Origin of the sequence: Nocardia sp. NPDC005978 (assembly GCF_040614455.1) — a bacterium.
Classification (GTDB): domain Bacteria; phylum Actinomycetota; class Actinomycetes; order Mycobacteriales; family Mycobacteriaceae; genus Nocardia.
Map to the genome: position 1 here is coordinate 26,069 of NZ_JBEXUS010000023.1, position 23,323 is coordinate 49,391.

25 protein-coding genes are annotated in these 23,323 nt (G+C 67.0%); 7 read left to right on the top strand and 18 right to left on the bottom strand.

Annotated features, from left to right (window positions below):
* Nucleotides 1-80: 80 nt before the first annotated feature.
* The 11 genes from rplO to ABZ319_RS13255 form a co-directional block, all read right to left on the bottom strand.
* Nucleotides 81-524: a 50S ribosomal protein L15 gene (rplO, locus tag ABZ319_RS13205; RefSeq protein ID WP_354986613.1), complete on the bottom strand. Its 444-nt coding sequence runs from the start codon at nt 522-524 to the stop codon at nt 81-83.
* Between the two features lie 2 nt (nt 525-526).
* A complete protein-coding gene (gene rpmD, locus ABZ319_RS13210) occupies nt 527-706 on the bottom strand; it encodes a 50S ribosomal protein L30 (RefSeq protein ID WP_153809684.1) in 180 nt (59 codons plus the stop codon).
* 1 nt (nt 707) lies between these two features.
* The gene (gene rpsE, locus ABZ319_RS13215; RefSeq protein WP_354986614.1) at nt 708-1,352 is read right to left on the bottom strand and encodes a 30S ribosomal protein S5; all 645 of its coding nucleotides are present in this window, start codon (nt 1,350-1,352) and stop codon (nt 708-710) included.
* Nucleotides 1,353-1,383: 31 nt separating this feature from the next.
* Nucleotides 1,384-1,791, bottom strand: a complete 408-nt coding sequence (gene rplR / locus ABZ319_RS13220) for a 50S ribosomal protein L18 (protein ID WP_354986615.1) — start codon at nt 1,789-1,791, stop codon at nt 1,384-1,386.
* 3 nt (nt 1,792-1,794) lie between these two features.
* Nucleotides 1,795-2,334 carry a 50S ribosomal protein L6 gene (gene rplF / locus ABZ319_RS13225; protein WP_354986616.1) on the bottom strand — a complete coding sequence of 180 codons (540 nt, stop codon included), beginning with the start codon at nt 2,332-2,334 and terminating at the stop codon, nt 1,795-1,797.
* 14 nt (nt 2,335-2,348) lie between these two features.
* The gene (rpsH, locus tag ABZ319_RS13230) at nt 2,349-2,747 is read right to left on the bottom strand and encodes a 30S ribosomal protein S8 (RefSeq protein ID WP_354986617.1); all 399 of its coding nucleotides are present in this window, start codon (nt 2,745-2,747) and stop codon (nt 2,349-2,351) included.
* Nucleotides 2,748-3,006: 259 nt separating this feature from the next.
* Nucleotides 3,007-3,441, bottom strand: a complete 435-nt coding sequence (locus tag ABZ319_RS13235; protein ID WP_354986618.1) for a hypothetical protein — start codon at nt 3,439-3,441, stop codon at nt 3,007-3,009.
* 135 nt (nt 3,442-3,576) lie between these two features.
* A complete protein-coding gene (locus ABZ319_RS13240) occupies nt 3,577-4,545 on the bottom strand; it encodes a hypothetical protein (protein ID WP_354986619.1) in 969 nt (322 codons plus the stop codon).
* A gap of 129 nt (nt 4,546-4,674) precedes the next feature.
* The gene (locus ABZ319_RS13245) at nt 4,675-6,663 is read right to left on the bottom strand and encodes an FAD-dependent oxidoreductase (protein ID WP_354986620.1); all 1,989 of its coding nucleotides are present in this window, start codon (nt 6,661-6,663) and stop codon (nt 4,675-4,677) included.
* Between the two features lie 337 nt (nt 6,664-7,000).
* Nucleotides 7,001-7,918 carry an LLM class F420-dependent oxidoreductase gene (locus ABZ319_RS13250; protein WP_354986621.1) on the bottom strand — a complete coding sequence of 306 codons (918 nt, stop codon included), beginning with the start codon at nt 7,916-7,918 and terminating at the stop codon, nt 7,001-7,003.
* Nucleotides 7,919-8,092: 174 nt separating this feature from the next.
* A complete protein-coding gene (locus tag ABZ319_RS13255; RefSeq protein ID WP_354986622.1) occupies nt 8,093-8,476 on the bottom strand; it encodes a hypothetical protein in 384 nt (127 codons plus the stop codon).
* 311 nt (nt 8,477-8,787) lie between these two features.
* Between ABZ319_RS13255 and ABZ319_RS13260 the strand changes: the two genes are divergently transcribed.
* Both ABZ319_RS13260 and ABZ319_RS13265 read left to right on the top strand, forming a co-directional pair.
* Entirely contained in the window at nt 8,788-9,042 is a 255-nt protein-coding gene (locus ABZ319_RS13260; protein WP_354986623.1) for a type II toxin-antitoxin system prevent-host-death family antitoxin, read from the top strand.
* A complete protein-coding gene (locus ABZ319_RS13265) occupies nt 9,035-9,454 on the top strand; it encodes a type II toxin-antitoxin system VapC family toxin (protein ID WP_354986624.1) in 420 nt (139 codons plus the stop codon). The genes ABZ319_RS13260 and ABZ319_RS13265 overlap by 8 nt, the downstream gene beginning before the upstream one ends.
* A gap of 84 nt (nt 9,455-9,538) precedes the next feature.
* Here the strand turns inward: ABZ319_RS13265 and ABZ319_RS13270 are convergent, their stop codons facing one another.
* Genes ABZ319_RS13270 through rplN form a run of 4 tightly spaced genes read right to left on the bottom strand, consistent with a single transcriptional unit; the run spans nt 9,539 to nt 10,980 of the window.
* Nucleotides 9,539-9,724 (bottom strand): type Z 30S ribosomal protein S14, encoded by a 186-nt coding sequence (locus tag ABZ319_RS13270; RefSeq protein ID WP_067695781.1) that lies wholly within the window; start codon nt 9,722-9,724, stop codon nt 9,539-9,541.
* A 2-nt stretch (nt 9,725-9,726) separates the two neighbouring features.
* On the bottom strand, nt 9,727-10,293 hold the full coding sequence (gene rplE / locus ABZ319_RS13275; RefSeq protein WP_354986625.1) for a 50S ribosomal protein L5: 567 nt from the start codon (nt 10,291-10,293) through the stop codon (nt 9,727-9,729).
* A gap of 1 nt (nt 10,294) precedes the next feature.
* Nucleotides 10,295-10,609: a 50S ribosomal protein L24 gene (gene rplX / locus ABZ319_RS13280; RefSeq protein WP_354986626.1), complete on the bottom strand. Its 315-nt coding sequence runs from the start codon at nt 10,607-10,609 to the stop codon at nt 10,295-10,297.
* Between the two features lie 2 nt (nt 10,610-10,611).
* On the bottom strand, nt 10,612-10,980 hold the full coding sequence (rplN, locus tag ABZ319_RS13285) for a 50S ribosomal protein L14 (RefSeq protein WP_354986627.1): 369 nt from the start codon (nt 10,978-10,980) through the stop codon (nt 10,612-10,614).
* 325 nt (nt 10,981-11,305) lie between these two features.
* On the opposite strand from rplN, the gene ABZ319_RS13290 reads away from it, so the two are divergent.
* Nucleotides 11,306-13,345, top strand: coding sequence for a M13 family metallopeptidase (locus tag ABZ319_RS13290; protein ID WP_354986628.1), 2,040 nt, complete (start codon nt 11,306-11,308; stop codon nt 13,343-13,345).
* A 62-nt stretch (nt 13,346-13,407) separates the two neighbouring features.
* On the top strand, nt 13,408-15,447 hold the full coding sequence (locus ABZ319_RS13295) for a M13 family metallopeptidase (protein WP_354986629.1): 2,040 nt from the start codon (nt 13,408-13,410) through the stop codon (nt 15,445-15,447).
* Between the two features lie 33 nt (nt 15,448-15,480).
* Here ABZ319_RS13295 and ABZ319_RS13300 read toward each other — a convergent pair whose 3' ends face one another.
* From ABZ319_RS13300 to ABZ319_RS13310, 3 genes are read right to left on the bottom strand one after another with little or no spacing between them, the layout of a single operon-like run.
* Nucleotides 15,481-15,825 carry an MmcQ/YjbR family DNA-binding protein gene (locus ABZ319_RS13300; RefSeq protein WP_354986630.1) on the bottom strand — a complete coding sequence of 115 codons (345 nt, stop codon included), beginning with the start codon at nt 15,823-15,825 and terminating at the stop codon, nt 15,481-15,483.
* A 49-nt stretch (nt 15,826-15,874) separates the two neighbouring features.
* Nucleotides 15,875-17,368 (bottom strand): SagB family peptide dehydrogenase, encoded by a 1,494-nt coding sequence (locus ABZ319_RS13305; protein ID WP_354986631.1) that lies wholly within the window; start codon nt 17,366-17,368, stop codon nt 15,875-15,877.
* Nucleotides 17,369-17,419: 51 nt separating this feature from the next.
* Nucleotides 17,420-18,400: an ABC transporter substrate-binding protein gene (locus ABZ319_RS13310; protein ID WP_354986632.1), complete on the bottom strand. Its 981-nt coding sequence runs from the start codon at nt 18,398-18,400 to the stop codon at nt 17,420-17,422.
* A 215-nt stretch (nt 18,401-18,615) separates the two neighbouring features.
* Between ABZ319_RS13310 and ABZ319_RS13315 the strand changes: the two genes are divergently transcribed.
* From ABZ319_RS13315 to ABZ319_RS13325, 3 genes are all read left to right on the top strand, one after another.
* Nucleotides 18,616-19,695 (top strand): AMP-binding protein, encoded by a 1,080-nt coding sequence (locus ABZ319_RS13315; RefSeq protein ID WP_354986633.1) that lies wholly within the window; start codon nt 18,616-18,618, stop codon nt 19,693-19,695.
* A gap of 344 nt (nt 19,696-20,039) precedes the next feature.
* Nucleotides 20,040-21,152: a glycosyltransferase family 4 protein gene (locus ABZ319_RS13320; RefSeq protein ID WP_354986672.1), complete on the top strand. Its 1,113-nt coding sequence runs from the start codon at nt 20,040-20,042 to the stop codon at nt 21,150-21,152.
* A 39-nt stretch (nt 21,153-21,191) separates the two neighbouring features.
* Nucleotides 21,192-23,318: a glycogen debranching N-terminal domain-containing protein gene (locus ABZ319_RS13325; protein WP_354986634.1), complete on the top strand. Its 2,127-nt coding sequence runs from the start codon at nt 21,192-21,194 to the stop codon at nt 23,316-23,318.
* Nucleotides 23,319-23,323 lie beyond the last annotated feature (5 nt).

A 23,323-nucleotide genomic window follows, 5' to 3' on the forward strand; every position in this document is an offset into this window, starting at 1 on the left:
GGGTGAGCTCTGCGCTCACCCGGTGTCGCTGAAACTAGATTACCGATCCGTAGCGACTGCTTGCAGGTCGCTCGGCAAGATCAGCCGAGGACGGTGGCGGAGCCACCGGCAGCGGTGATCTTCTCGGTGGCCGAGCCGGAGAACTTGTCGGCGGAGACCTGAACGGCCACACCGATTTCGCCCTCGCCGAGCACCTTCACGAGCTCGTTCTTGCGAACGAGGCCGGAGGCGACCAGCTCTGCCTTGCCGATGGTGCCGCCCTCGGGGAACAGACGGGCGATATCGGACACGTTCACGACCTGGTACTCGGTGCGGAACGGGTTCTTGAAGCCCTTCAGCTTGGGCAGACGCATGTGGATCGGCATCTGCCCGCCCTCGAAGCGGACCGGAACGTTCTTGCGAGCCTTCGTACCCTTGGTACCACGGCCCGCGGTCTTACCCTTGGAACCTTCACCGCGACCCACACGGGTCTTCTCGGTCTTGGAACCGGGGGCAGGACGCAGGTGGTGCAACTTGATGGTCATGCTTAAACCTCCTCAACCTGAACGAGGTGGCGCACGACGTTGATCAGACCGCGGTTCTGCGCGTTGTCCTCGCGGACGACAGTCTGGCGAATGCCACGCAGGCCGAGGGTCCGCAGCGACTCGCGCTGGTTACGCAGGGCGCCAATGGAGCTCTTGGTCTGGGTCACTTTGAGATCTGCCATGTCAGACTCCCTGTCCCGCACGCGCACGCAGCATGCCCGCAGGTGCAACATCCTCGATCGGCAGACCGCGGCGGGCGGCAACCTCTTCGGGGCGCTGCAGCATCTTGAGGGCAGCAACGGTGGCGTGCACGACGTTGATGGCGTTGTCGCTACCGAGCGACTTGGCCAGAATGTCGTGGATACCAGCGCACTCCAGCACGGCGCGAGCCGCGCCACCGGCGATCACACCGGTACCGGGCGAAGCCGGACGCAGCATGACGACACCGGCCGCCGCCTCACCCTGAACCGGGTGAGTGATGGTGGAGCCGATCATCGGGACGCGGAAGAAGCTCTTGCGAGCCTCCTCGACACCCTTCTGGATGGCCGCGGGAACTTCCTTGGCCTTGCCGTAGCCGACGCCGACCAGACCGTTGCCGTCACCGACGATCACGAGGGCGGTGAAGCTGAAGCGACGACCACCCTTCACGACCTTGGAGACGCGGTTGATCGCGACTACGCGCTCGAGCTGGTTGCTCTTCTCGGCCTGCTGCTGATCGCGACGGTCGCCGCGGCCACGGCCACGGTTGTCGCGGTCGTTGCCGCCAGGTCCGTTGTTCTGTCCGGCGGGACCGTTGTTTCCGCCGTCACGCCGCTGACGTCCCGGCATCAGACGTTCCTTCCGTTTGCAGTGTTGATCATCAGAACTTCAGCCCACCTTCACGGGCGGCATCCGCGAGCGCCGCGATACGGCCGTGGTAGTCGTGACCACCACGGTCGAACACGACCGCCTCGATGCCGGCAGCCTTGGCGCGGGCGGCGATGAGCTCGCCGACCTTGGCGCCCTTGGCGGACTTGTCACCCTCGACGGCGCGCACATCGGCCTCGATGGTCGACGCGTACGCGATGGTCTTGCCCACCGAGTCGTCGATCAGCTGAGCGTGGATGTGGCGAGCCGAGCGGTTGACCACCAGGCGCGGGCGCACGGTGGTGCCTTCGATCTTCTTGCGCAGACGGAAGTGCCGGCGCGTCTTGGACAAACGACGACGAGTCGAAGCGTCGGTGCCCTTCGGCTTACGCTTCAGCTTCTGGTTTTCGGTTTGTGCCATGGCTTACTTACCCGTCTTTCCGACCTTGCGGCGAACGACCTCGCCGGCGTAGCGGATGCCCTTGCCCTTGTACGGGTCGGGCTTGCGCAGGCCGTGGATCACCGCGGCAATCTGGCCGACCTTCTGCTTGTCGATACCCGACACCGAGAACTTGGTGGGAGCCTCGACCGCGAAGGTGATGCCCTCGGGAGCCTCGATCGGGACCGGGTGGCTGTAGCCCAGGGCGAACTCGAGGTTCGAGCCCTTGGCCTGCACGCGGTAACCGACGCCGAAGATCTCCATCTTCTTCTCGTAGCCCTTGGTGACGCCCTCGATCATGTTGGAGACCAAGGTGCGGGTCAGGCCGTGAAGGGCGCGATTCTGACGCTCGTCGTTCGGACGAACGACCTCGAGCTCGCCGGACTCTGCGCGGGCGACGGTGATCGGCTCGGCGATAACATGCGACAGGGTGCCCTTGGGACCCTTGACCGCGATGTTCTGGCCGTCGATGGACACCTCGACGCCGGCGGGAACCGGGATCGGCTTCTTACCGATACGCGACATTGTTCCTACCTCCCTTACCAGACGTAGGCGAGGACTTCCCCGCCTACACTCTGCTGCTTGGCCTGACGGTCCGTGAGCAGACCAGCGGACGTGGAGATGATCGCCACGCCGAGGCCGCCGAGCACCTTGGGCAGGTTGGTGGACTTCGCGTACACACGCAGACCGGGCTTGGAGACGCGACGCACGCCCTGCAGGCTGCGCTCACGGCTCGGGCCGTACTTGAGGTCGACGACGATGGCCTTGCCGACCTGAGCGTCTTCGATGCGGTAATCAGAGATGTAGCCCTCACGCTTGAGGATCTCGGCGATGTTCACCTTGATCTTCGAGTGGGGAGCCTTCACCTGATCGTGGTACGCCGAGTTGGCGTTGCGCAGACGGGTCAAGAAGTCTGCGATTGGATCAGTCATGGTCATGGGTTGACCGTTACCTTTCTCGCCGCGGTTCCCATCCAGCACCGTCTGAGATCGGCGGTCGTGGGCCTACGACAATTCGGGGCGGTCCAGCCGGGATTGCCCGACCGGATCAATTCGCTTGTGGCCTGGAGCAACGCCGCGACGACGACGCGTGCGGACATAGATGTGCCCAGGCAACCGGTTCAGTGTAGACAAGCGCTCTGAGCACGCAAAATCGGGGTGGGTGTGAGCTCGCGATCGCGATCGGGCGCCGAGATCGCTAACCCAGTGAGCCGGTCCCGAGTCTGCCGAGCCAGTCGGCGGAGCCCGTTGCCACGTCCTGCTCCACCCGGCCCGGGATGTTCAGGGTCACCGATTCGGTGCGCGTGCCCCGGGTCGCGGAGATGACGTACGTTCCGTTCGCCGCCGGTGACCAGCTCAGCTCGCATTTCAGATAGTCCTTGCCCGCATGCTTGATCGGGCATTCCCCCAGCGCGACGTCGTCGACCTTGACGGTTATCGGGTCGTGTACGTCGTCTCCTTTGACGGTGACGTAGATGCGGCAGTCCCCCACCGCCACCGTGCAGTCGGTGTTGTCCCGCGCGGCGACCTTGATCGAGGAGACGTACGCGGAGGCCGCCGGGGCCAGCACCCCAGGCAGTACGAATGCCGCAAAGCACACCGCGCCAACGGTTTTCACTGCCAGCTTGAACATCACTTCCTCCCTGGGCCGATCACCGCGACCAGCCCCGGGAAACAGTAGTGAAAATCACATGCTCCACATAGCCTCAATTGGTGGGGCTGGCACGGGCGGAAAGAGTGCGCTGAGGCCGGGCGTGTCGTTGGTGGTTCAGGGGAACAGGGTCAGCGTGCGGCGTAGGACTTCGGTGAGGACCTCGTCGTTCTTGCCGGTCACGCTGACCGTCGGCACGCGGGGACCGAAGGTCGGATCCGCGGTCGCCGGGTTGATCTCGGGGCCGATGACGGCCGTATAGAAGTGGAAGTCATCGGGGTCGTCGCCGGAGACATCCCGGTACACGGGGTAGCTGCCGCCCAAATCGAGCGGTGGTCCGTCGTGGCCGGGGATGGTGTCGCGCTCGTCGTATTCGTAGCGCAGGGAGATCTCGTCACCCTTGTAGGTGAAGTCGCAGGTTCGCATGCGACGGTCGGCGGCGTTCACGGTGACGCCCAGCTGCGGCAGCACGTCGCACGGGTCGGCGGTCGCGTCGAGCACCGTGGCGGCGGTGTCGGGTGAGGTGCCGCGGGCCGGTTCCTTCAGAAATTCCGCGATCGCGGTGCCCAGTACTTTCTCGCCCAGGTCACAGGGTTCGGTGCCGAGCGGGGTGGTGACGAAGAGCATCAGCGCGGCGCCGGCCGGGAATTGGGCTGTGGCGGTGCAGTTTCGCTGGACGAGCTTGGCGAACTGGTCCTCGGGGATGTTGTCCTTGTCGCCCGCGAGCAGGACATCCGTACCCGCGATGGTGGTCTTCGCGCTCTTCGCGCCCTCCTGCACGGTTGCGAAGACGACCGCCCAGTCGAGCTCGATTCCCTTGTTCGCCTCCGCCGAACCCAGTTCGGCTTCACAGGAATCCCGATCGTCGTTCTCCACCGAGCGGATCGGGGCGATCTTCTCCAACTCTGCGCGCGGAACCAGCGCGCAGGGGTCGACGGCTCGGGCGCGGTCGAGGGCCTCGAGGCGGATCTCGTCGTTCCGCGGAGCTGTAAACCAGAATCCGGCCGGGCGTGTCGGGGATTGGTCGTCGGCGCAGGCCGCCAGCAGGAATAGCGGCAGGGCGGCTGCGGCCAGGCGTCGGATCATCGGGTCCCCCTCGGACGTCATGGGGCCCATCGATCACCCCCGGCGCGCAACTTACCGGGTGGGTGCGGGGATTCGGGTCTTGGCTCGGGGAGTCGTGTTCGCTCGATCGGTACTTCGGGGTGCGCGAACTCAGGACTCGGCGACGGGTGCGCGGCGGCTCTGGATGATTCGGCGGGCGCCGGCCAAGGTCGCCGCGCCCAGGACGTCTTCGAGTTGCTCCCAGCGGGTGACGAAGTCGGTGAGCATCATCATCATGACGTCGGGGAAGGCGTAGAGGAACGTTTTGTAGCGGTAGTGGTCCAGGTAGTAGAGGCGGACCGGGGTGTGTGCGGTGACGGTGGCCGTTCTGGCGTCGAAGAACAGGTCGTGGCTGCCCAGGACCGCGCCGCGGGACATGATCGCGCGTTCGTAGACGCCGCCGAAATCGATCTCCACCTCACCCTCGGCGATGACGTAGACGCCGTGTGCGGGGTCGTCCTCCTTGCAGATGGAATCGCCCGGTTCGTAGGTGATTTCGTCGAACATCGAGGCGAGGGTTTCCAGATCGGTGTCGACCAGGGGCGCGAAGAGGCGGACGCCGAAGGGGTCGATGCCGTCGGCGAGGCAGGACATGCGCTCGCGGATCTGCGCGTGGCTCAGGTGGCTGATGCGCATGCGGGCGAAGCGTTTCATGCGGTCGATGTCGCGGCGCTGGCGGCGGGCGGTCTCGGTGGCGGGCGGGCTGTAGAGCGAGGAGTCGTTCGCCATGCGAGCGGCCTCGCGCAGGCCGGATTCGTAGGCGCTGTGCACGCAGCCCCAGTGGTAGCTGTTGGTGGCCTCGCCGGCGAAGTAGAGGCGGTCGGCGATGGGCTCGGCGAGGATGTCCAGATCGCGCGGGGAAGCGTCCACGCCGATGCAGGCGTACGCGCCGCGGGCGTAGGGGTCCGAGTTCCAGGCGGTGCGTGAAATGTGTTTCGGTGCTGGGGTATTCGCGCCGAAGATGTCGTTCACAACCGTGGTCGCGTAGTCGTGTACCTGTGCGTCGGGCCAGGATTCCATGTCCCTGCCCAGGGACGCGCCCAGCAGCAGGACCAGGATCGGCCTGCCGTGCGATTTCCACATGCTGATCACGACGGTGGGATAGCTCGCGGTCTCGCGGCAGAGGTAGCCGAAGACGTATTGCTCTGCGGGCCAGAACCTTTCGTCGTAGTGCAGGGCGATTTTGTTCAGGGTGCCGAAGCCGAGGCGGGTCAGGGCCTGTTGTTTGCGGTCGGGCAGGGGCGGGTCGAACAGGACGTCGCCGGATTTCAGGACGCCGAGCGGGACGGTGATCAGGACCTTGTCCGCCTCGTGCACCTTGTCGTCCGTGATCACACGGACGTGGCTGTCGCTCAGCGCTATTCGACGGACCGGGGTGCCGAGTTCCACCGTCGCGCCCTCGGCGAGGGAGGCGATGACCGCGTGGTACCCGCCGTGCAGGATGCTGTCGCCGTAGCCGTAGACGCGGTAGCCGTCCTCCCAGTACTTGAAGGACAGGCGGGCGGGGTCCTCGGCGACGTCCTCGCGCAGGATCACGTTCAGGTGGTATCTGATGGCCTGCTCGTCCTGCGCGGAATGCTCGCCCGCGGCGAGGATCTCGTCCAGGACGCTCGCCAGCGACATGTCCGGATGCCCGCGCCGGCGGGCGATCTCGGCCCGCTGTTCGAGTTCGTGCAACACCTGGTCGGCCAGGGCCAGGGTGCGGGACTTCGCCGTCGGGGTGGTGACGATGCCGTCCGGCCCGAACAGGGTCAGGCTGTCGAATCCGCCGGTGTACGAACTGTCCCCGCCGACGTAGCTGAACGGTATCTCGAGCCGCTCCACCAGCTCGGTGAGCGGGTTGCCCTCGGTGCCGTGGATCCAATGCGCGCCCAGATCCACGCCGTCGGCGTCGGTCCAGATCCGCCCCCCGATCCGGTCCCGCGCTTCGACGATCGTCACCGTGTGGCCGAGTTTCCGAAGCGCCTGCGCCGCAGCGAGTCCCGCGATACCGGCTCCCACCACGACGATTCCCAGCGCCTTCGCTCCCCCACCCGCCCGCTGCCCCGCGCTCGTGGGCTCCGAGTTCCCGTTGAACCGACCATCACCCGGCTGTGCCATCACCCCAGTATCAGGGAGATCCCCTGAGCGAGTGCCCGATTCCGACTGATGGTCAACTGAATAGTTGCTGCACCCGGCGAGTCGTCACGCGCGGCGGTTCATCGGTCGTGTCGCGGCGCACCGCGCCCTTCGCGGAGGGCTCGGGGATCGAGCCGCCGATTGCCGGTGCTCGCACCACGCCGACGGGCTCCGCGAGCACACGAACCAACACCGGGGCCGAGAATGGGCGCGGGCGTTCCCGGAGGCCGGGATTGCGGGTATTCGCGGCCGCGGAACGAGGTGGAATCGCCCGTGCTGCTCGAAGAGTAAGCAGCAGGGGCGAATTTTGGTTGTTCGACTACGACTTTGTGCCGGAGGCGTAGTCGGAGAGAAACTTTCGGGTTCGGGTGTCGTCGCGGGTGTAGACGCTGGCGACGAAATCCGTTGCGCCGGAAGCGGCGATGGTGGCCAGCTGGGCCGCTACCTGATCCTCGGTGCCGATCACGGCGAGGTCTGCGGGGCCGGAGGCGCCTTCTCGGTCCATCATGGCGCGGTAGGAGGGGAGGGTGTTGTAGACCGCGAAGGCCTTGCCTGCCGCTTCGCGGGCGGGGACCGGGTCGTCGGTTACGCAGATGGGGAGGTTGCAGACGATTCGGGGGGCGGGGCGGTTCGCGGTGGCGGCCGCTTCGCTGATCAGGGGGGCGATGTGGTCGGCGATGGTGGTGGGGCCGGTCATCCAGAGGATGGTGCCCGCGGTGGCGCGGCCCGCGAGTTTGAGCATGTGGGGGCCGAGAGCCGCCAGCAGGACCGGGATCTCGCCTTCGGCGGGGGTGGACAGGGCCACGTTCGCGCGGAGGGTCTCGCCTTCGAAGGAGACGGGTTGGCCGGCCAGCAGCGGGGTCAGGACCTCGAGGTACTCGCGCATGTGGCGGGCGGGGCGGTCGTAGTCGAGGCCGAACATGTTCTCGATGACGATCTTGTGGGACAGGCCGATGCCGAGGGTCAGGCGGTTCGGGCCCAGCGCGAGGGCGGTGGTGCGGGCCTGCTGGGCCAGGGCGGCCGGGTGGCGCGGGTAGGTGGGGACGACCGCGGGGCCCAGCTCGATACCGGGGACCCGGCTGCCCGCGACCGCGAGGGCGGTGAGCGCGTCCAGACCGAAGATATGCGGCAACCAGGCCGAGGCGAAGCCGTCCGCGGCGGCTGCAGCGACCTCGTCGGTGAGGCGCGTCAGAGCGTCGGGGCCACGGCCCTCGTTGAGCAGAATGCCGATACGCATATGTGTCTCCTCTCGTCGGAGGAGAGCATAGGCCGCGTACCGAATCGTCCGGTTCCAGGACATGGTCGGACCATCGGGTCGGCGCTGTCGTTAAAAGTTCATCACGGGCCGGGCGCCAGTGACGAGATCGACCCAGCGCTGCGGGACCGGGCCATCATCGTCGGGGTCGAACGGCTAGTGGCCGGTGCCGCACTTGGTCTGGTTGGTCGAGACGTTCTTGACGCAGACGCGGGACAGGACGCTGTCGCTCGGGGACCCGTTCCAGTGCCAGCCGGTGCGCTTCACATCGAGGCCGGAGGGAGAGGTGTAGACGTCGCTGACGCGTTTGTAGGCGTAGTCGGGGGTTTTGCGCTCGAGCCAGAAGCGGCAGATGCCGCTCTGTTCGAACCAGTCCTGGCGGCCTACGGCCCGGGCTTCGTCGGCGTTGCCGGTGATCTTGGTGTCGAGGTACCCGTAGCAGCTGCCCAGTTCGACGTCGTAGGGGTAGTAGGCGTTCGCCGTTCCCGTGCCGGCGAGAACCGCGGCGCCCGCAACGGCGGCGGCACCCAAGAACGTCATTATCTTCTGCATTTTCCAACCTCCCAGCCCCCGGATATCGGAGTCAGCGCACCATAGCGTTCCAGGAAAATGCATCGCCGATATTTGAAATATGTTGTGCCCCGGCAATTTTGGGGGCAGAACTTTGTATGTCAACGAAAGTTGGGGTGCCATACACCCACCGAAAAAAGGCGAAACTTACGGCCTCGCCATCCAATGTCGCGCCGAGCCGGTCTCACGGTCTCGGCACAGATTTCGGACCGCCCGTCAACCAGTTGCGGAACCCGCCAAACCATATAGCAAGAGATAGCACCCGAAGCTATCCTGGGGGGATGACCCGTACTATCACCCAAGCCGAGCTGCGCAACGGCAGCGCCGGTGTGATGGACGCCCTGGAAGCCGGTGAGGACTTTGTCATCACCCGAAACGGACGGCCCGTCGGCGAGCTGCGGCCGATCGCCCCGACCCGCGATCTGACGGTCACCGAACTCAAGGCCGTGCTGGCGCGTATCGGACGCAGCGGCAGCGGAGCGGAGGAGCGGGCGGAGATCGACGCAGTCTTCGGCGAGGATCGACTCGATGACTGAGCCGACACCAACCGGCCGATTTCCGGAGGGGCTGCTCGACACCTGCGTTCTCATCGACCTCGAAACCATCGACGATGCCGAACTGCCGGTGCGCGCGAAGATCTGCACGGTCACCCTCGCGGAATTGGGTCTCGGAATCGCACTCGCGTCGACACCCACGGCACTGGCGTTGCGGACCGAGCGGCTACTGGCGATCGAGCACGGTTTCGACGCGCTCCCGTTCTGCACGGCGTCGGCGCGACGATTCACCTCGATGTCGAAACTTGTTGTCGCGTCCGGCCGTAGCCCCAAGCCACGCCGAATGGACCTGATGATCGCCGCCATCGCGTCGGCGAACGACCTTCCACTGTTCACTCGCAACGCCGACGATTTCAAAGACCTGGAGCCATTGCTCACGCTGATCGCGGTGTGACTCCACCAGCACGGCGAAAGCCCTCCCGAGCGGACTCGGGAGGGCTTTCACTGATTCAGATGTGCTGTCCCCGAAGGGACTACGTCACCAGGACGACTTGTGCACGCCCGGGAGTTCGCCGCGGTGGGCCATCTCGCGCAGGCAGATGCGGCACAGGCCGAACTTGCGGTAGACAGCGTGCGGGCGACCGCAGCGCTGGCAACGGGTGTAGGCGCGCACCGCGAACTTCGGCTTGGCGTTGGCCTTGTTGACGAGGGCTTTCTTGGCCATTCTCAGTTCTCCTTGAACGGGAAGCCGAGGTGCTTGAGCAGGGCGCGACCTTCTTCGTTGTTGGTCGCGGTCGTCACCACGGTGATGTCCATACCACGCGGACGGTCGATCTTGTCCACGTCGATCTCGTGGAACATCGACTGCTCCGAGAGGCCGAAGGTGTAGTTGCCGTTGCCGTCGAACTGCTTCGGCGACAGGCCGCGGAAGTCGCGGATACGGGGCAGCGCGATGGAGATCAGGCGATCCAGGAACTCCCACATGCGGTCGCCACGAAGGGTGACCTTCGCGCCGATCGGCATGCCCTCACGCAGCTTGAACTGCGCGATCGACTTGGTCGCCTTGCGGATCTCGGGCTTCTGGCCGGTGATCAGGGTGAGGTCGGCGACCGCACCGTTGATCAGCTTCGCGTCACGGGCGGCGTCGCCGACACCCATGTTCACGACGACCTTCACGACGCCCGGGATCTGCATCACGTTGTCGTAGTTGAACTCGCTCTGCAGCGCGTCCTTGATCTCGGCGCGGTAGCGCGCCTTCAGGCGCGGCTGCACCTTGTTCTCAGTAGAAGTCATCTCAGATGTCCTTCCCGTTGCGACGGGAGATGCGAACGCGCTTGCCGTTCTCATCCGTGCGGTAGCCGACGCGGGTCGGGTTGCCATCGGAGTCGACGACCATCACGTTGGAGGCCTGGATCGGCGCTTCCTGGGTGACGATGCCGCCCGAGCTGGCGCCACGCTGGTTCGCGGAGTTCGCGACGTGCTTCTTGATCCGGTTGACGCCCTCGACCAGGACCTTGCCGGTCGCCGGGTAGGCCGTGATGACCTTGCCCTTGGCGCCCTTGTCCTTGCCCGAAACGACGATCACGGTATCGCCCTTGTGCACCTTCATGGTCAGAGCACCTCCGGAGCGAGCGAAACGATCTTCATGAACTTCTTCTCACGCAGCTCACGGCCGACCGGGCCGAAGATGCGGGTGCCGCGCGGATCGTTGTCCGGCTTGATCAGCACCGCGGCGTTCTCGTCGAACTTGATGTACGAGCCGTCCGGGCGACGACGCTCCTTGACGGTGCGCACGACGACGGCCTTGACGACCTCGCCCTTCTTGACGTTGCCACCGGGGATGGCGTCCTTCACGGTGGCGACGATGATGTCACCGATACCGGCATAGCGACGCGCCGAACCACCGAGAACGCGGATGCAGAGAATCTCCTTGGCACCCGTGTTGTCGGCGACGCGCAGTCGCGACTCCTGCTGAATCACTTCAGCTCCTCCTAGACCTGGACGAAATGCGCGCCGGATTGCCGACCCGACGAGCATGGTCAGTTACCCACCGGAACGCGCGCCTACCTGCGGTTATCACGATCGGAAACCGATCGACCACCGGGGGTTCGCGGCCGGATTGCGGGTACAGGTCCCGCAGGCAACCGGTCAAGTGTAGCCAAGCCGCAGGTAGGAGTGAAATCGGGGTGCGGGACCGGGACAAGCCGGGGAACGCGGTGATTCAGCTCTCGCTCAGGGTCAGCCACTAGCGTCGATTCGGCAACGTCCCAGCAATGGCCGTTTTCCCCGGTAGAGGAGATTCGCGTTGAGTGATGAGCGCCCCTTCGCTCTCGATCGCCGTAGGTTCCTGATCGCGCTGGGGGTGCTGCCGGCCACGGCGCTGCTGCCCGCGTGTTCTCCCGATGATCAGCAGAAGGCGCTGGTCGGGCCCGATATGTCGGGGTCGAACGCGGCGATCCGGCCGCAGGACGATCTGTACCGGTTCGTCAACGGCAAGTGGCTCGACGAGTACAAGCTGCCGCCGGACAAGGTGTCGTTCGGGACCTTCGACGAGGTCAACGACCGGGTCGAGGGACAGCTGCGGGAGATCGTGGAGGGCATCCACAACCCGGGCAAGAACACCGACGAGCAGCGGATCCGCGATCTGTACGACGGGCGGATGGATCTGACCGAGATCGAGCAGCTCGGTATGACACCGCTGCGCGGGCTGTTCGAACGGATCGAGTTGGCCGCGGGCAAGCCGGAGCTGGCCCAGGTGATGGGAGCGCTGCCGGGGGTGGGGTTGATCGGGCTGGGTGTGGGCGCGAACCCATCCGATTCCAATGCCTATCAGCCGTTCGTCATGCAGGCGGGGCTCGGACTGGGTGAGCAGTACTACCGCAAACCCGAGAACGCCGAACAGCTCGCCGGATACCGCGCGTGCATGCGCAAGATGGCCGCCGGCGCGGGGTTCGCGGATCCGGACGCGCTGGCCGATCGCGTCGTGGATCTGGAATCGCGGATCGCCGGATTCCACTGGGACAACGTCCGCACCCGCGACACCGACGCCACCAACAATCCGATGAGCTGGGCGGACATGGTCGCGCTCGGACCGCAATTCGATTGGGACCCCTGGCTCACCGGCAGCACCGAGCGGCCGAAGGACCTGTTCGCCACCGTGAACGTGGGGGAGCCCTCGTTCGTCACCGGCGCGGCGGGGCTGTGGGCCGAGACCGATCTCGCGCTCTGGAAGGACTATCTGAAGCTGGGACTGGTGCGCGAATTCGCGAACAACCTGCCCAAGAGCATCTCCGATCCGTACTTCGACTTCTTCGGTAGGCAGATGGCGGGTTTGCAGCAGCGGCCCGAACTGTGGAAGTCCGGCATCGCGACGGTCAACGGCACCGTGGGCGAGGCGCTCGGAAAAATGTACGTGGACAAGCACTTTCCGCCGTCGGCCAAGAAGCAGGCGCTGGCTATGGTGGACGATCTCAAGTCCGCCTACCGGGAGAACTTCCGCACGTCGAACTGGATGTCGCCGCCGACCCGCGACGCCGCGATCGTGAAGCTGGACAAGATCGACGCCAAGATCGGGTACCCGGACAAGTGGGAGGACTACTCGAAGCTGACCGTCACGCGCGGCAGGCTCGTCGAATCCCTCATCGCGGCAAACGAATTCGATGCGCGCCGCATGTTCGACCGGCTCGGCACCAAGGTCGACAAGACCGAATGGGGCATGCCGCCGCAGACGGTGAACGCCTATTACAACCCGGCCGCCAACGAGATCGTGTTCCCCGCGGCGTTCCTGCAACCGCCGTTCTTCGATCCGGACGCGCAGGCCGCGGTCAACTACGGCGCGGGCGGTGCGGTCATCGGGCACGAGATCGGGCACGGCTTCGACGATCAGGGCTCCAAGTACGACGGCGACGGCAATCTGAAGGATTGGTGGACACCGGCGGACAAGGCGGCCTTCGAGGCCAAGACCAAACAGCTCATCGCGCAGTACAACGCGCTGGTGCCGCAGGGGTTGCCCGCCGATCAGCACGTGAACGGCGAACTCACCGTCGGGGAGAATCTGGCCGATCTGCGCGGACTCGAGATCTCGCTGGCGGCCTACCGGCTGGTTCAGCAGCGAGATGGCAAAGACAAGCCGGACTTCCGGCCCATGTTCGAGTCGTGGGGCCGGACCTGGCGCACCGAGATGACGACCGAGGCGCTCGAGAATCAGATCGCGAACGATCCGCACTCCCCCGCCGAGTTCCGATGCAACCAGGTGGTGCGCAATCTCGCCGAGTTCTACGACACCTACGGCGTGCACGAGGGCGACAAGCTGTACCTGGCGCCCGACCAGCGCGTGACTCTCTGACGCGGTTCCCGTATCCCCGGTAGCCTCGAGCCAGCAATTCGGCTACCGGGAGGGTTCCACACGTGAGTTCGTCGAGTCCGGCGCGGATCGACCGCCGTGCTTTTCTCATCGCCCTGGGGCTGGTTCCGGCCGCGGCCGCGCTCGCTTCCTGCTCGAAGGACGAGGCGCCGCGCGCGCTGACCGGACCGGACGTGTCCGGGGCCGATGCGGTGGTGCGGCCGCAGGACGACCTGTACCGCCACGTCAACGGGAAGTGGCTGCGCGAGTACAAGCTGCCGCCGGACAAGGTGGCCTACGGAACCACCGGGGAGATCGCCGAGCGCACCCAGGATCAGTTGCGGGCCATCATTGACGGCATCCCGGCCGATGCGGCGCCGGGCTCCGAGGCGCAGCAGATTCGCGATCTGTACGACGCGCGCGTGGACTGGGACACCATCGAGAAGCTCGGCATCACGCCGTTGCAGGGGTTGTTCGACAAGATCGACAAGACGGCCGGCAAGCCGGAGTTGGCGCGGGTCATGGGGGAACTGCCGCTGGGCGGGCTGGTTTCGCTGAGCATCGGCATCGACCGCAAGGATTCCGACAGCTACGTCCCCTCGGTGTGGCAGTCGGGCATCGGGCTGGAGCAGGACTACTACAGCAAGCCCGAGCACGCGGAGAAGCGGGCCGCCTACCGGGTGTATCTCGAAAAGATCGCCGCCGGAGCGGGTTTCGCGGACGCGGCCGGCATCGCACAGCGGGTGTTCGACCTGGAGACCAGGATCGCGGCCGAGCACTGGGATCGCGTACGCCTGCGCGACGCCAACGCCACCTACAACCGCATGACCTGGACCCAATTGACCGAGCTCGGTAAGGGTTTCGACTGGGAGCCGTGGCTGCTGGGCAATTCCGACCGGCCCAAGGAGCTGTTCGCGGACATCGTGGTCGGGCAGCCGTCGTACATTCCGGCGGCGGCGCGGCTGTGGAGCGAGGTCGACATCGCGATCTGGCGTGAGTATTTGAAGATCTCGCTGGTGCGCGGGTTCGCGAAGTACCTGCCGCAGAAGATCAACGACGCCAACTTCGACTTCTTCGGCACCGTCATGGCCGGGCAGCAGGAGCGGCCCGACCGCTGGAAGTACGGGGTGTCCACGGTCAACGACATGCTCGGCGAGCAGCTCGGAAAGCTGTACGTGGACAAGCATTTCCCGCCCGAGGCCAAGGACGAGATCAAGCGCATGGTGGACGATCTGTTCGCCGCCTACCGCGAGGACTTCCGGAATTCGACGTGGATGACCCAGGCCACCAAGGACGCCGCACTGGCCAAGCTGGACAAGATGCGGGTCAAGATCGGGTACCCGGATAAGTGGGAGGACTACTCCAAGCTCACCATCACCCGGGGCAAGCTGGTCGAATCGATGCTCGCCATGTCGGCGTTCGAATCCCGGCGCGCCAATGATCGGCTGGGCAAGCCGGTGGACAAGGGCGAATGGGGAATGAGCCCGCAGACGGTGAATGCCTACTATTCGCCGCCGAACAATGAAATCGTTTTCCCCGCAGCGTATTTGCAGTCGCCCAATTTCGATGTGAATGCCACGCGCGCGGTGAATTACGGCGGGATCGGCACGACCATCGGGCACGAGATCGGGCACGGTTTCGACGATCAGGGTTCCAAGTACGACGGGGACGGCAATCTGCGGGACTGGTGGACCGCGGCCGATCGGGCGGCGTTCGACGCGACCGCGCAGAAGCTGGTGGATCAGTACAACGTGCTCGTGCCCGAGGGGCTGGAGCCCAACGAGCACGTCGACGGCAAGCTGACGCTCGGTGAGAACCTGGCGGACCTGCGCGGATTGCAGATCGCGCTGGCCGCCTACCGGGTGGCCGAGCAGCGGGAGGGCAACGCGAATCCCGACTTCCGGGATCTGTTCCTGTCCTACGCGCGCGGGTGGCGGCAGGTCCAGACCCCCGAGATCACCGCCGAACTGCTCACCGACACCCACTCCCCCAACGAGTTCCGCTGCAACCAGATCGTGCGGAACCTGCCGGAGTTCTACACCACCTTCGGGGTGGTCGAGAGCGACAAGCTGTTCCTGGCCCCGGACAAGCGGGCCTCGCTCTAGCGCGTCCCGGTGAGGCGCGGCAGCGTCCGCGCCTCACCGATCGGCGAACTCCTCCAGCAGTTTCGGCGACGCGGCCTGCCGCCACGAATCCAGCACGATGGCCGCCAGCTCGTCGAGATCGTCGAGCGCTTCGAGCCGCACCCGGACCCACGCCCCGCCCGCCTCGTGCGCGGCGACCCAGAACTTCTTCGGCTCGGCCAGCACCAGCTCGTTCCGCTCCGCGATCGGGCACTTGACCGCCATCGAGGTCTCCCCGTCCGGCAGCGTCAGAAACAGCTTCTTCGCGACCCGGAACGTGGGCATCTCCCACTCGAACAGCTCTCGAACCTGCGGCAGCGCAAGCGCCGCCGCCCGAACATCATCCCCGACTACTTTCATGCCCCGATGCTCCCAGCCCCGTCCGACAGATGCCGTCGCACCCGGGCGGTCATCGGCCGATGCTGCCGATGACCATGCTGCCCACCGGGCATTCCTCCAGCTCGTCGACGCCGGTGGCGGTGGCGAAGGCGGCGGTGTCGGTGAACGCCTGGGCCACGGCGCCGAGGTTCATGGCGGTGGCGGCCAGGTAGAGGGTTTGGGTCAGGACGCCTGCGTGTTTCAGGGTGTTGGCGTAGGCGACCTGTTCGTAGGTCCACATCGCGCGGCCCGCGCGGGCGGCCAGGACCAGCAGGAGTTGGGGCATGGCAGCGGCGGTCAAGGTCGCCGTGGCCGTGGTCAGGAGGCGGCGGACCGCGGGGGAATCGGCGGGGGCCACCTCGTGGAGAGCGTGGGTGTGGGAGTCGTAGTGGTACATCGCGGGGGGTAGGCCGGTGACGTGGCGGACCACGGGGTAGAGCTCTAGTTCGTGGACGCTGCCGCCCGAGGGGTAGGGGCGGGACGGGAGTTCGTCACCGGCGGGGGTGGTTTCGACCGAGCGGGTCCGGGATGTGCGGTACAGGAGCTCGGCCAGTTGGGGCAGGGTGAGGGGGGCGGCATCGTCGAAGGCGCGGTGGGAACGGCGGTCCTCCAGGACGGCGGCCAGGGGCGGGTCGGTGGCGCGCAGGGCGGCCAGGTCGGGGACCGGGAGGGCCATCGGGGGCGCGGGGTAGGGCGGTCTGCGGGCCGGAAGGGGCGGGAATTCCGTTGCGGCCCAGCGGGTGGGGCCGAAATCGTCCCAGGTCAGGGTGCGCGGGCCGAGGGTGCTGCGGCGGTGGAACCACAGGTCGGGGGCGCTCCAGGAACGGGTGGTGAAGGTCGACTCCTCGGCGGCGGGATCGGCGAGGGTGAAGCCCGCGTGGCGGAGGTCGGCGGCGAACCGGGCCGAAATCGTCGCGGGGAGGCCGAGTTCGGCGGGGTTCGCACCGGCGATCACCGCGGCCAGGCGCGGATCGTGCAGCCGGATATCGCACCACGAGGTGGGGTGCTCGAGCACGAGCCCATCCGAATCACGGTGCATGAGGGCGAATTTCGACAGCACCGCCGGGGCAGCGGCGGGAGCTGCGGCCGAGGCGCGCACACCCGGACCGGACGGAGCCGCCTCGGGACCGGATGTCCGGCCGATATCGCCCGCGGTCTGCGGTGAGGATGCCGCCGCGCCGCCGGAGCGCTCAACCCCGAGCCCGGTCCCGGCCGTCGGCGGGACGCCGAAGGGGCGCAGGGTGTAGTAGTCGCGCTCGATGTCGCTGACCGTGATGGTGAGCCAGCCGTCCGCGGCGAGGCGGTCGAGCAGGGCGGTGACCTCGGAAGAGGGTGTGCCGCCGGAAAGTTCGCGTGCCGTCGAGGGACCGGGGCCGAGGGACTCGACAACCCCGCGCTGCGCCGGGGCCAGGCCGGTGAGTCTGTCCTGGCGCGGTGGATTCAGCAGCAGGGCGCCACCCGGGATCAGGAGTCGGGTGGCACCTGCACGCAGCGCGTAGCGGGTGTGTTCGAGCGGAATCGACACGACCGCGGTCCTTCGAAAAGCGATGGAGCGTCGGATCTTACGCGAAAAACGCTACTTGGCGGCGTTCGCGAAGGCCGGCTCCAGCTTGTCCAGGACGTAGGGCAGCGACAGCGGCGTCGGCTGGTTCACCGCGGTGATCTCCTGCACGGTCAGGAAGACGAGGGAGTTCTTCTTGACCGCGGGCAGCTCGTTGTAGCCCGGGAGCTGCTTCCACTTCTCGTCCATGCCGGGCGAGTAGCCGGCCAGCACGAGATCGGCGTTCAGCTCGTCGAGGCGCTCGGGCGAGAGCGACAGGCGACCACCGGTGCCGCCCTTGGCGGCGAGCCCGGCCGGAACGGTCATGCCCTGCTGGGTGAACAGCGTGGCGGAGGGATCCTTGGCGTCGGTGAGCACCATGAGCTGCGCGGGGCTCGCGAGCCAGCTGCTGACGAAGGTCTTGCCGGCCAGGGTCGGGTTCTTCTTGCCGATGGCCTCGATCCGCGTGTTCAGGTCGGTGACGACCTTCTCCGCGGCCTCGTCCTTGTGCAGGACCTTGCCGAGGGCCTTCACCTGATCCTGCCAGGCCGCGACAGCGTCCTTGGACAGCGCCGGGATGGTCGGGGCGACCTTGGACAGATCGCCGTACATCTTGGCGTCGGCGAGGAAGGCGTCGACCAGGATGAGGTCCGGGGCCAGCGCCGCGACCTGCTCGACCACGCTGCCGGTGGTGTCCAGGGCCTTGGACTGCTTCAGCGACTCCGGCTCCCAGGGTGTGACGCCCTTGCCGACGACGGCCACGTTGTCGATGTACCCGACCGGCTGCACGCCCAGCACCTGGGCGGTGTCGAGCCACTGGTTGCCGAGCGTGACGACGCGCTCGGGCACGCCGGTGATGGTGGTTTCGCCCTGGGCGTGGGTGATGGTGACGGGTTCGCCCCCGCCCCCGGCCTCGTCCGACCCGCTACCGCAGGCGGCCAATCCGAGGGTGAGTGCGCCGGCGAGGGCGGCGACGGCCGCCCGCGTCCAACCGCGTGAACTGCGGACCGACTTCATCGATGGACCTCTCCTAGTAGAAAAGCTCAATCCCGCACGGAAGAGCCAGAGGTGAGCCTAGCCTAATTATCAATCCGATCACGGCAGCATGTTGCCGCTTCGATTCCGGTTAGGTCTGCCTATCGTGTTCCACAACCGTTAGGTTAGGGTTGCATAAGTAGTTGCGCAGTCGTTGTGCAGTTGTTGATCAAGTATTCGTTCCGAGGATGATTGCGATGGAGCAAGTGGTGCCGGCCATGTCCGCTGTCGAGCGGCATCGGCTCGTGGACGAATGGGCCAATGGCGTCGAGCTCTACGACGTGCCCCCGGTCACCAAGTTGATCGAATCCGGCCGGCGAGTGCCCATGGTGCGCACCGCGGTCCGCTACGGCGGGCACATCCTGACCTACGCCGAACTGTTCGGCAGCCTCGACGGCGGTGCGATCGGCACCGCGGGCCCCTCGCTCGACGGACTGGCCCGGCTGTTCTGCGACATCGCGGCAGCCGCCGCGGCCGATTCGGTGCTGATCCTGGGCTCCTCCGACATCGCACTCACCCCGGACGCCCTGGCCGCCGCCGCCGACGACCGGCGGGCCGTGGTCGCGGACTGCCGCTCGGGACGGGTGGATCCCGCCTACGGCTCGGCCGACGTGCGCCTGTTCGCCACGGCCTGGGACTGCGCGGATGCCGCGGTGGAACTGCTGGCCGCGCTGGCCGACGGCGCCACGCTGGTGCTGGCCACCACCGCCCAGCGCAACGATCCCATCGCCCTGGCCGAACTCATCTCCACCTGCGCGGCGACGCACGTGGTGGCCGAGGCCCGGACCCTGGCCGCGCTGGCGGACCGGCCCGCCCCGGCGCTGCCGACCGTGCGGCGCTGGGACATCACCGGAACCGGCTGCCCGGCAATTCTTTCCAGCCTGCTCGGCGCCGTCGCGCCGGGATCGGTGGCCGGATTCGCGTACACCGCACCGGAATACGCGGGCATCGCCGCGCGCGGCCCGCTGGACGGCACCGGGCGGCTGCGTCCCATCCCCGGCGCGCGGGTGCTGGTGCTCGACGACGCCCTGGGCCTGTGCGCGCCCGGCGTGAGCGGGGACGTATATCTCGGCGGCGCGGCACTGGCGGCCGAGTCCGGCATCGCCGCGCTCGCGGATCCCTTTGCCCCCGATGGCCGAATCTATCCGACCGGTACGCGCGGCCGCTGGAACGCCGACGGCTGGCTGGTGTTCGATGTGGCCGAATCTACCAATGCCGCACATGTTTCCGATGTCGACCTGGACGACCCGAGCGACCCCGTCGACTACGCCGCCTGAAACTTTCTCCGAATAAACACCGGAACATTACGATCTGCCCGAAATGTGTGATCTCCAGCGATATCGTGGAAATCATTCACTGGCCGCCCGTCGCGACGACGCGACCCGGCGGACCTTCGATCCTGGTCTCACCGTGAACGACCGACGGTGACGACCCCACCAATGGTGCTGTAGTCGCGCCGTCTTCCCGGACCACGATCACCTGTCTCGATGCCCCGCGCACATCGGGTGTCGACGCTCGCGTTCTGGAAGGAGGGGCTATGCGCACGGATTACGTGACGCCCGGCCCGGCAACTGCCGCATTCGAATTTCCGTTCCTCGATCGGGAACAGCTCCGCATCGCCATGGTGGTGCCCCCGTATTTCGACATACCGCCCAAGGCGTACGGCGGCGTGGAAGCGGTGGTGGCCGACCTGGTCGACGCGCTCACCGATCGCGGGCACCGGGTGACGCTGTTCGGCGCGGGCGAGAACGGGACGCGGGGCAGGCTGGTCTCGCTGTGGGATCGCATCCAATCGGACGGACTCGGCAATCCCTTCCCGGAGGTGCTGCACGCGTTGAAGGTTCGGCGCGCCATCGAGGAACTGGCCGTACTGGACGGCTTGGATCTGGTGCACGACCACACCTTCGCCGGACCGCTCAACATGCCCGCGTACGGCGCGCTCGGCCTGCCGACCGTGGTCACCGTGCACGGTCCGGTCACCGGCGATCCGTATCCGTACTACCGCGCGCTCGGCTCGGACGCGCACCTGGTGGCGATCAGCGACCGGCAGCGCGAGCTGGCACCGGACCTGAATTGGGTTGGACGCGTGCACAATGCGCTCCGTGTCCCGGATTGGCCCTTCCAGCCCGAGAAACAGGACTACGCTCTGTTCCTGGGCCGGTTCACCGAGGAGAAGGCGCCCCACCTGGCGCTGGAGGCCGCGCACGCCGCCGATATTCCGCTGATCCTCGCCGGAAAGTGCGCCGAACCACCCGAGTTGAGATATTTCGACAGTGCGGTACGGCCGTTGCTCACCGAGCGCGATCACATGTTCGGAATGGCCGACGCCGCCGCCAAACGCACACTGCTGACCGGGGCGCGCTGCCTGCTGTTCCCGGTCCGCTGGGAGGAACCGTTCGGCATGGTCATGATCGAGGCGATGGTCTGCGGCACGCCCGTGGTCGCCCTGCGCGGAGGCGCGGTCGCCGAGGTCATCGTGGACGGCGTCACCGGGCGCGTCTGCGACGACCCGAGCGAACTCCCCACCGCCATCAAGGAAGTGCAGACCTACGATCCGCAGGCCATGCGCGATCACGTGCTGGCGCACTTCGGGGCGGACACCCTGGGCCGGGGCTACGAGGAGATCTATCACCGCGTGCTGCGCGCCCGTGCACCCCACCGCGGCAACCGGGTCACCGCGATTCACGCCCGATCCGCCAACGCCGCGCACCAATCCATGCCGCCGGCCCGGTGACGACACCCGCGGGCGTGGAGACGACACAGGAAGGCTCATATGAACGGAGAGGCCCCGGCCGCTCTGAACGCCGGTGAACCGTCGGCGCTGGGCGGCCTCAGCGGTGCGGTAACCCTGGTGGAGGGCAGCACCTTCTGTCTATCGGACCGGCTCGGCGACGTGGAGCCGGGCACCCCGTACGGACTGTTCTATCGCGACGCCCGGGTGCTGTCCCGCTGGGAGTTACGCCTGGACGGGCAACGGCCCGAACCGCTCTCGGTATTGAACCCGGAGGCCTTCACCGCCCGGTTCATACTGCGCCGGCCGCCCCGGGCCGGCGCAGCGGACAGTACGGTGCTCATCGTCCGGGAACGGCTGGTCGCCGACGGGCTGCGGGAGACGATCACGGTGGAGAACCTGGGGCGCGAAACCACCGCCATGGACCTGCAATTGCTCGTCGACGCCGATTTCGTGGACCTGTTCGCGGTCAAGGAGGGCCGCACCGCCAGCGCACGGGCCGAGATCATGGTGGCCGACGTGGAGTTGCTGCTGAACGATCGCTCGGACCGCACCCGCGGGCTGGCGGTCTCGTCCTCGGAAACGCCCGTGGTGCTGCCGGGTTCGCTGTCGTGGCGGGTGGTGGTCCCCGCCGGGGGGAGCTGGCAGACCGAGATCGTGGCCCAGCCAACCCACGGCGGGCAGTCGGTGCACTCACCGCCGCGCGCGGGCGAGCAGTACGAATTCAGCGAGCCGAGTCGCAAGATCGCGGCCTGGCGCGACAGCGCCACCAATGTCACCGCCTCGGATCCGCACCTGGCCTGGGTCCTGCAGCGCACCGAAAGTGATTTGGGCGCACTGCAGATTCACGACGAAACGCGGGGCGGGCGGCCCTTCGTGGCGGCGGGCGCGCCGTGGTTCATGACGCTGTTCGGGCGGGATTCCCTGCTGACCGCGTGGATGGCGCTGCCGCTGGACGTGGGCCTGGCGGTCGGCACCATGCAGCAGCTCGCGGAGATGCAGGGGACCAAGCACGATCCGCTCACCGAGGAGCAGCCCGGGCGCATCATGCACGAGATGCGCCGCGGTCCGGCCAGCGGTCAGGTTCTGGGCGGCGAGACGTACTACGGAACCATCGACGCCACACCGCTTTTCGTCATGTTGCTGGCGCAGGCCCGGCGCTGGGGCGCGGACGTGGAGGCGGTGCGGGCCCTGCTGCCCGCCGCCGACGCGGCCCTGGCGTGGATCACCGACCACGGCGATCGGGACGGCGACGGGTTCGTGGAGTACCGGCGCGCCACCGACCGGGGCCTGATCAACCAGGGCTGGAAGGACAGCTTCGACGGCATCAACGACGTGCTCGGGCACCTGCCGGAGCCACCCATCGCACTGTGTGAAGTGCAGGGGTACGTGTACGCCGCGCTGCTGGCGCGCGCCGACCTGGCGGAGGAGTTCGGCGACGGCATCACCGCCGGACATCTGCGGGATAGGGCCGCGGATCTGCGCACCAAGTTCGCCGAAGCGTTCTGGCTGCCCGAAAAGGGCTGGTTCGCGGTGGGTTTGGACGGCAGCAAGCGCCGGCTGGACGCGCTCACCAGCAATATCGGACACTGCCTGTGGTCGGGCATCGTCTCGGACGAGCACGCGGCGATCGTGATCGAACGGCTCTCGGCCGCGGACATGGACAGCGGATTCGGTTTGCGCACACTGTCTTCGGACATGGGCGCCTACAACCCGATGAGCTACCACAACGGCTCGGTGTGGCCGCACGACACCGCGATCGGGGTCGCGGGGCTGCTGAAGTACCGGCACATTCCGGGGGCCATCACCCTGGCGACCCGGCTGGCCGACGGGCTGTGGGACGCCGCGGCCGCGTTCGGGGGGCGACTGCCCGAGTTGTACTGCGGTTTCCCGCGTTCCAAGTTCCCCGCGCCGGTGCCCTACCCGACCTCCTGCTCCCCGCAGGCGTGGGCGAGCGCCGCACCGTTGCTGCTGGTGCGCTCGTTCCTGGGGCTGGATCCGGATGTGCCGCGCCGATCGCTGACGGTGCTGCCGCATCTGCCCGCGCGCTGGGGACGGGTGGAGCTCACCGATCTGCGGCTCGGCGGTGCGCTGATCGATCTCGCGGTGGAGGGCGATCGGGTGACGGCGTCGCATCTGCCCGACGATTGGCAGCTCATCACCCACTGAGCCGG

Excerpts from the sequence above, each read along its gene's own strand:
- ABZ319_RS13320 (WP_354986672.1), top strand. The coding sequence starts at position 20,040 with ATGGTGGTGCCCCCGTATTTCGACATACCGCCCAAGGCGTACGGCGGC.
- ABZ319_RS13235 (WP_354986618.1), bottom strand. The coding sequence starts at position 3,441 with ATGTTCAAGCTGGCAGTGAAAACCGTTGGCGCGGTGTGCTTTGCGGCA.
- ABZ319_RS13270 (WP_067695781.1), bottom strand. The coding sequence starts at position 9,724 with ATGGCCAAGAAAGCCCTCGTCAACAAGGCCAACGCCAAGCCGAAGTTC.
- ABZ319_RS13250 (WP_354986621.1), bottom strand. The coding sequence starts at position 7,918 with ATGCGTATCGGCATTCTGCTCAACGAGGGCCGTGGCCCCGACGCTCTG.
- rplR (WP_354986615.1), bottom strand. The coding sequence starts at position 1,791 with ATGGCACAAACCGAAAACCAGAAGCTGAAGCGTAAGCCGAAGGGCACC.
- ABZ319_RS13310 (WP_354986632.1), bottom strand. The coding sequence starts at position 18,400 with ATGAAGTCGGTCCGCAGTTCACGCGGTTGGACGCGGGCGGCCGTCGCC.
- ABZ319_RS13325 (WP_354986634.1), top strand. The coding sequence starts at position 21,192 with ATGAACGGAGAGGCCCCGGCCGCTCTGAACGCCGGTGAACCGTCGGCG.
- rplX (WP_354986626.1), bottom strand. The coding sequence starts at position 10,609 with ATGAAGGTGCACAAGGGCGATACCGTGATCGTCGTTTCGGGCAAGGAC.
- ABZ319_RS13260 (WP_354986623.1), top strand. The coding sequence starts at position 8,788 with ATGACCCGTACTATCACCCAAGCCGAGCTGCGCAACGGCAGCGCCGGT.
- ABZ319_RS13240 (WP_354986619.1), bottom strand. The coding sequence starts at position 4,545 with ATGATCCGACGCCTGGCCGCAGCCGCCCTGCCGCTATTCCTGCTGGCG.
- ABZ319_RS13255 (WP_354986622.1), bottom strand. The coding sequence starts at position 8,476 with ATGACGTTCTTGGGTGCCGCCGCCGTTGCGGGCGCCGCGGTTCTCGCC.
- rplO (WP_354986613.1), bottom strand. The coding sequence starts at position 524 with ATGACCATCAAGTTGCACCACCTGCGTCCTGCCCCCGGTTCCAAGACC.
- ABZ319_RS13315 (WP_354986633.1), top strand. The coding sequence starts at position 18,616 with ATGGAGCAAGTGGTGCCGGCCATGTCCGCTGTCGAGCGGCATCGGCTC.
- rpsE (WP_354986614.1), bottom strand. The coding sequence starts at position 1,352 with ATGCCGGGACGTCAGCGGCGTGACGGCGGAAACAACGGTCCCGCCGGA.
- rplE (WP_354986625.1), bottom strand. The coding sequence starts at position 10,293 with ATGACTTCTACTGAGAACAAGGTGCAGCCGCGCCTGAAGGCGCGCTAC.
- rpsH (WP_354986617.1), bottom strand. The coding sequence starts at position 2,747 with ATGACCATGACTGATCCAATCGCAGACTTCTTGACCCGTCTGCGCAAC.
- rplF (WP_354986616.1), bottom strand. The coding sequence starts at position 2,334 with ATGTCGCGTATCGGTAAGAAGCCGATCCCGGTTCCCGCCGGCGTCGAG.
- rpmD (WP_153809684.1), bottom strand. The coding sequence starts at position 706 with ATGGCAGATCTCAAAGTGACCCAGACCAAGAGCTCCATTGGCGCCCTG.
- ABZ319_RS13245 (WP_354986620.1), bottom strand. The coding sequence starts at position 6,663 with ATGGCACAGCCGGGTGATGGTCGGTTCAACGGGAACTCGGAGCCCACG.
- ABZ319_RS13265 (WP_354986624.1), top strand. The coding sequence starts at position 9,035 with ATGACTGAGCCGACACCAACCGGCCGATTTCCGGAGGGGCTGCTCGAC.
- ABZ319_RS13300 (WP_354986630.1), bottom strand. The coding sequence starts at position 15,825 with ATGAAAGTAGTCGGGGATGATGTTCGGGCGGCGGCGCTTGCGCTGCCG.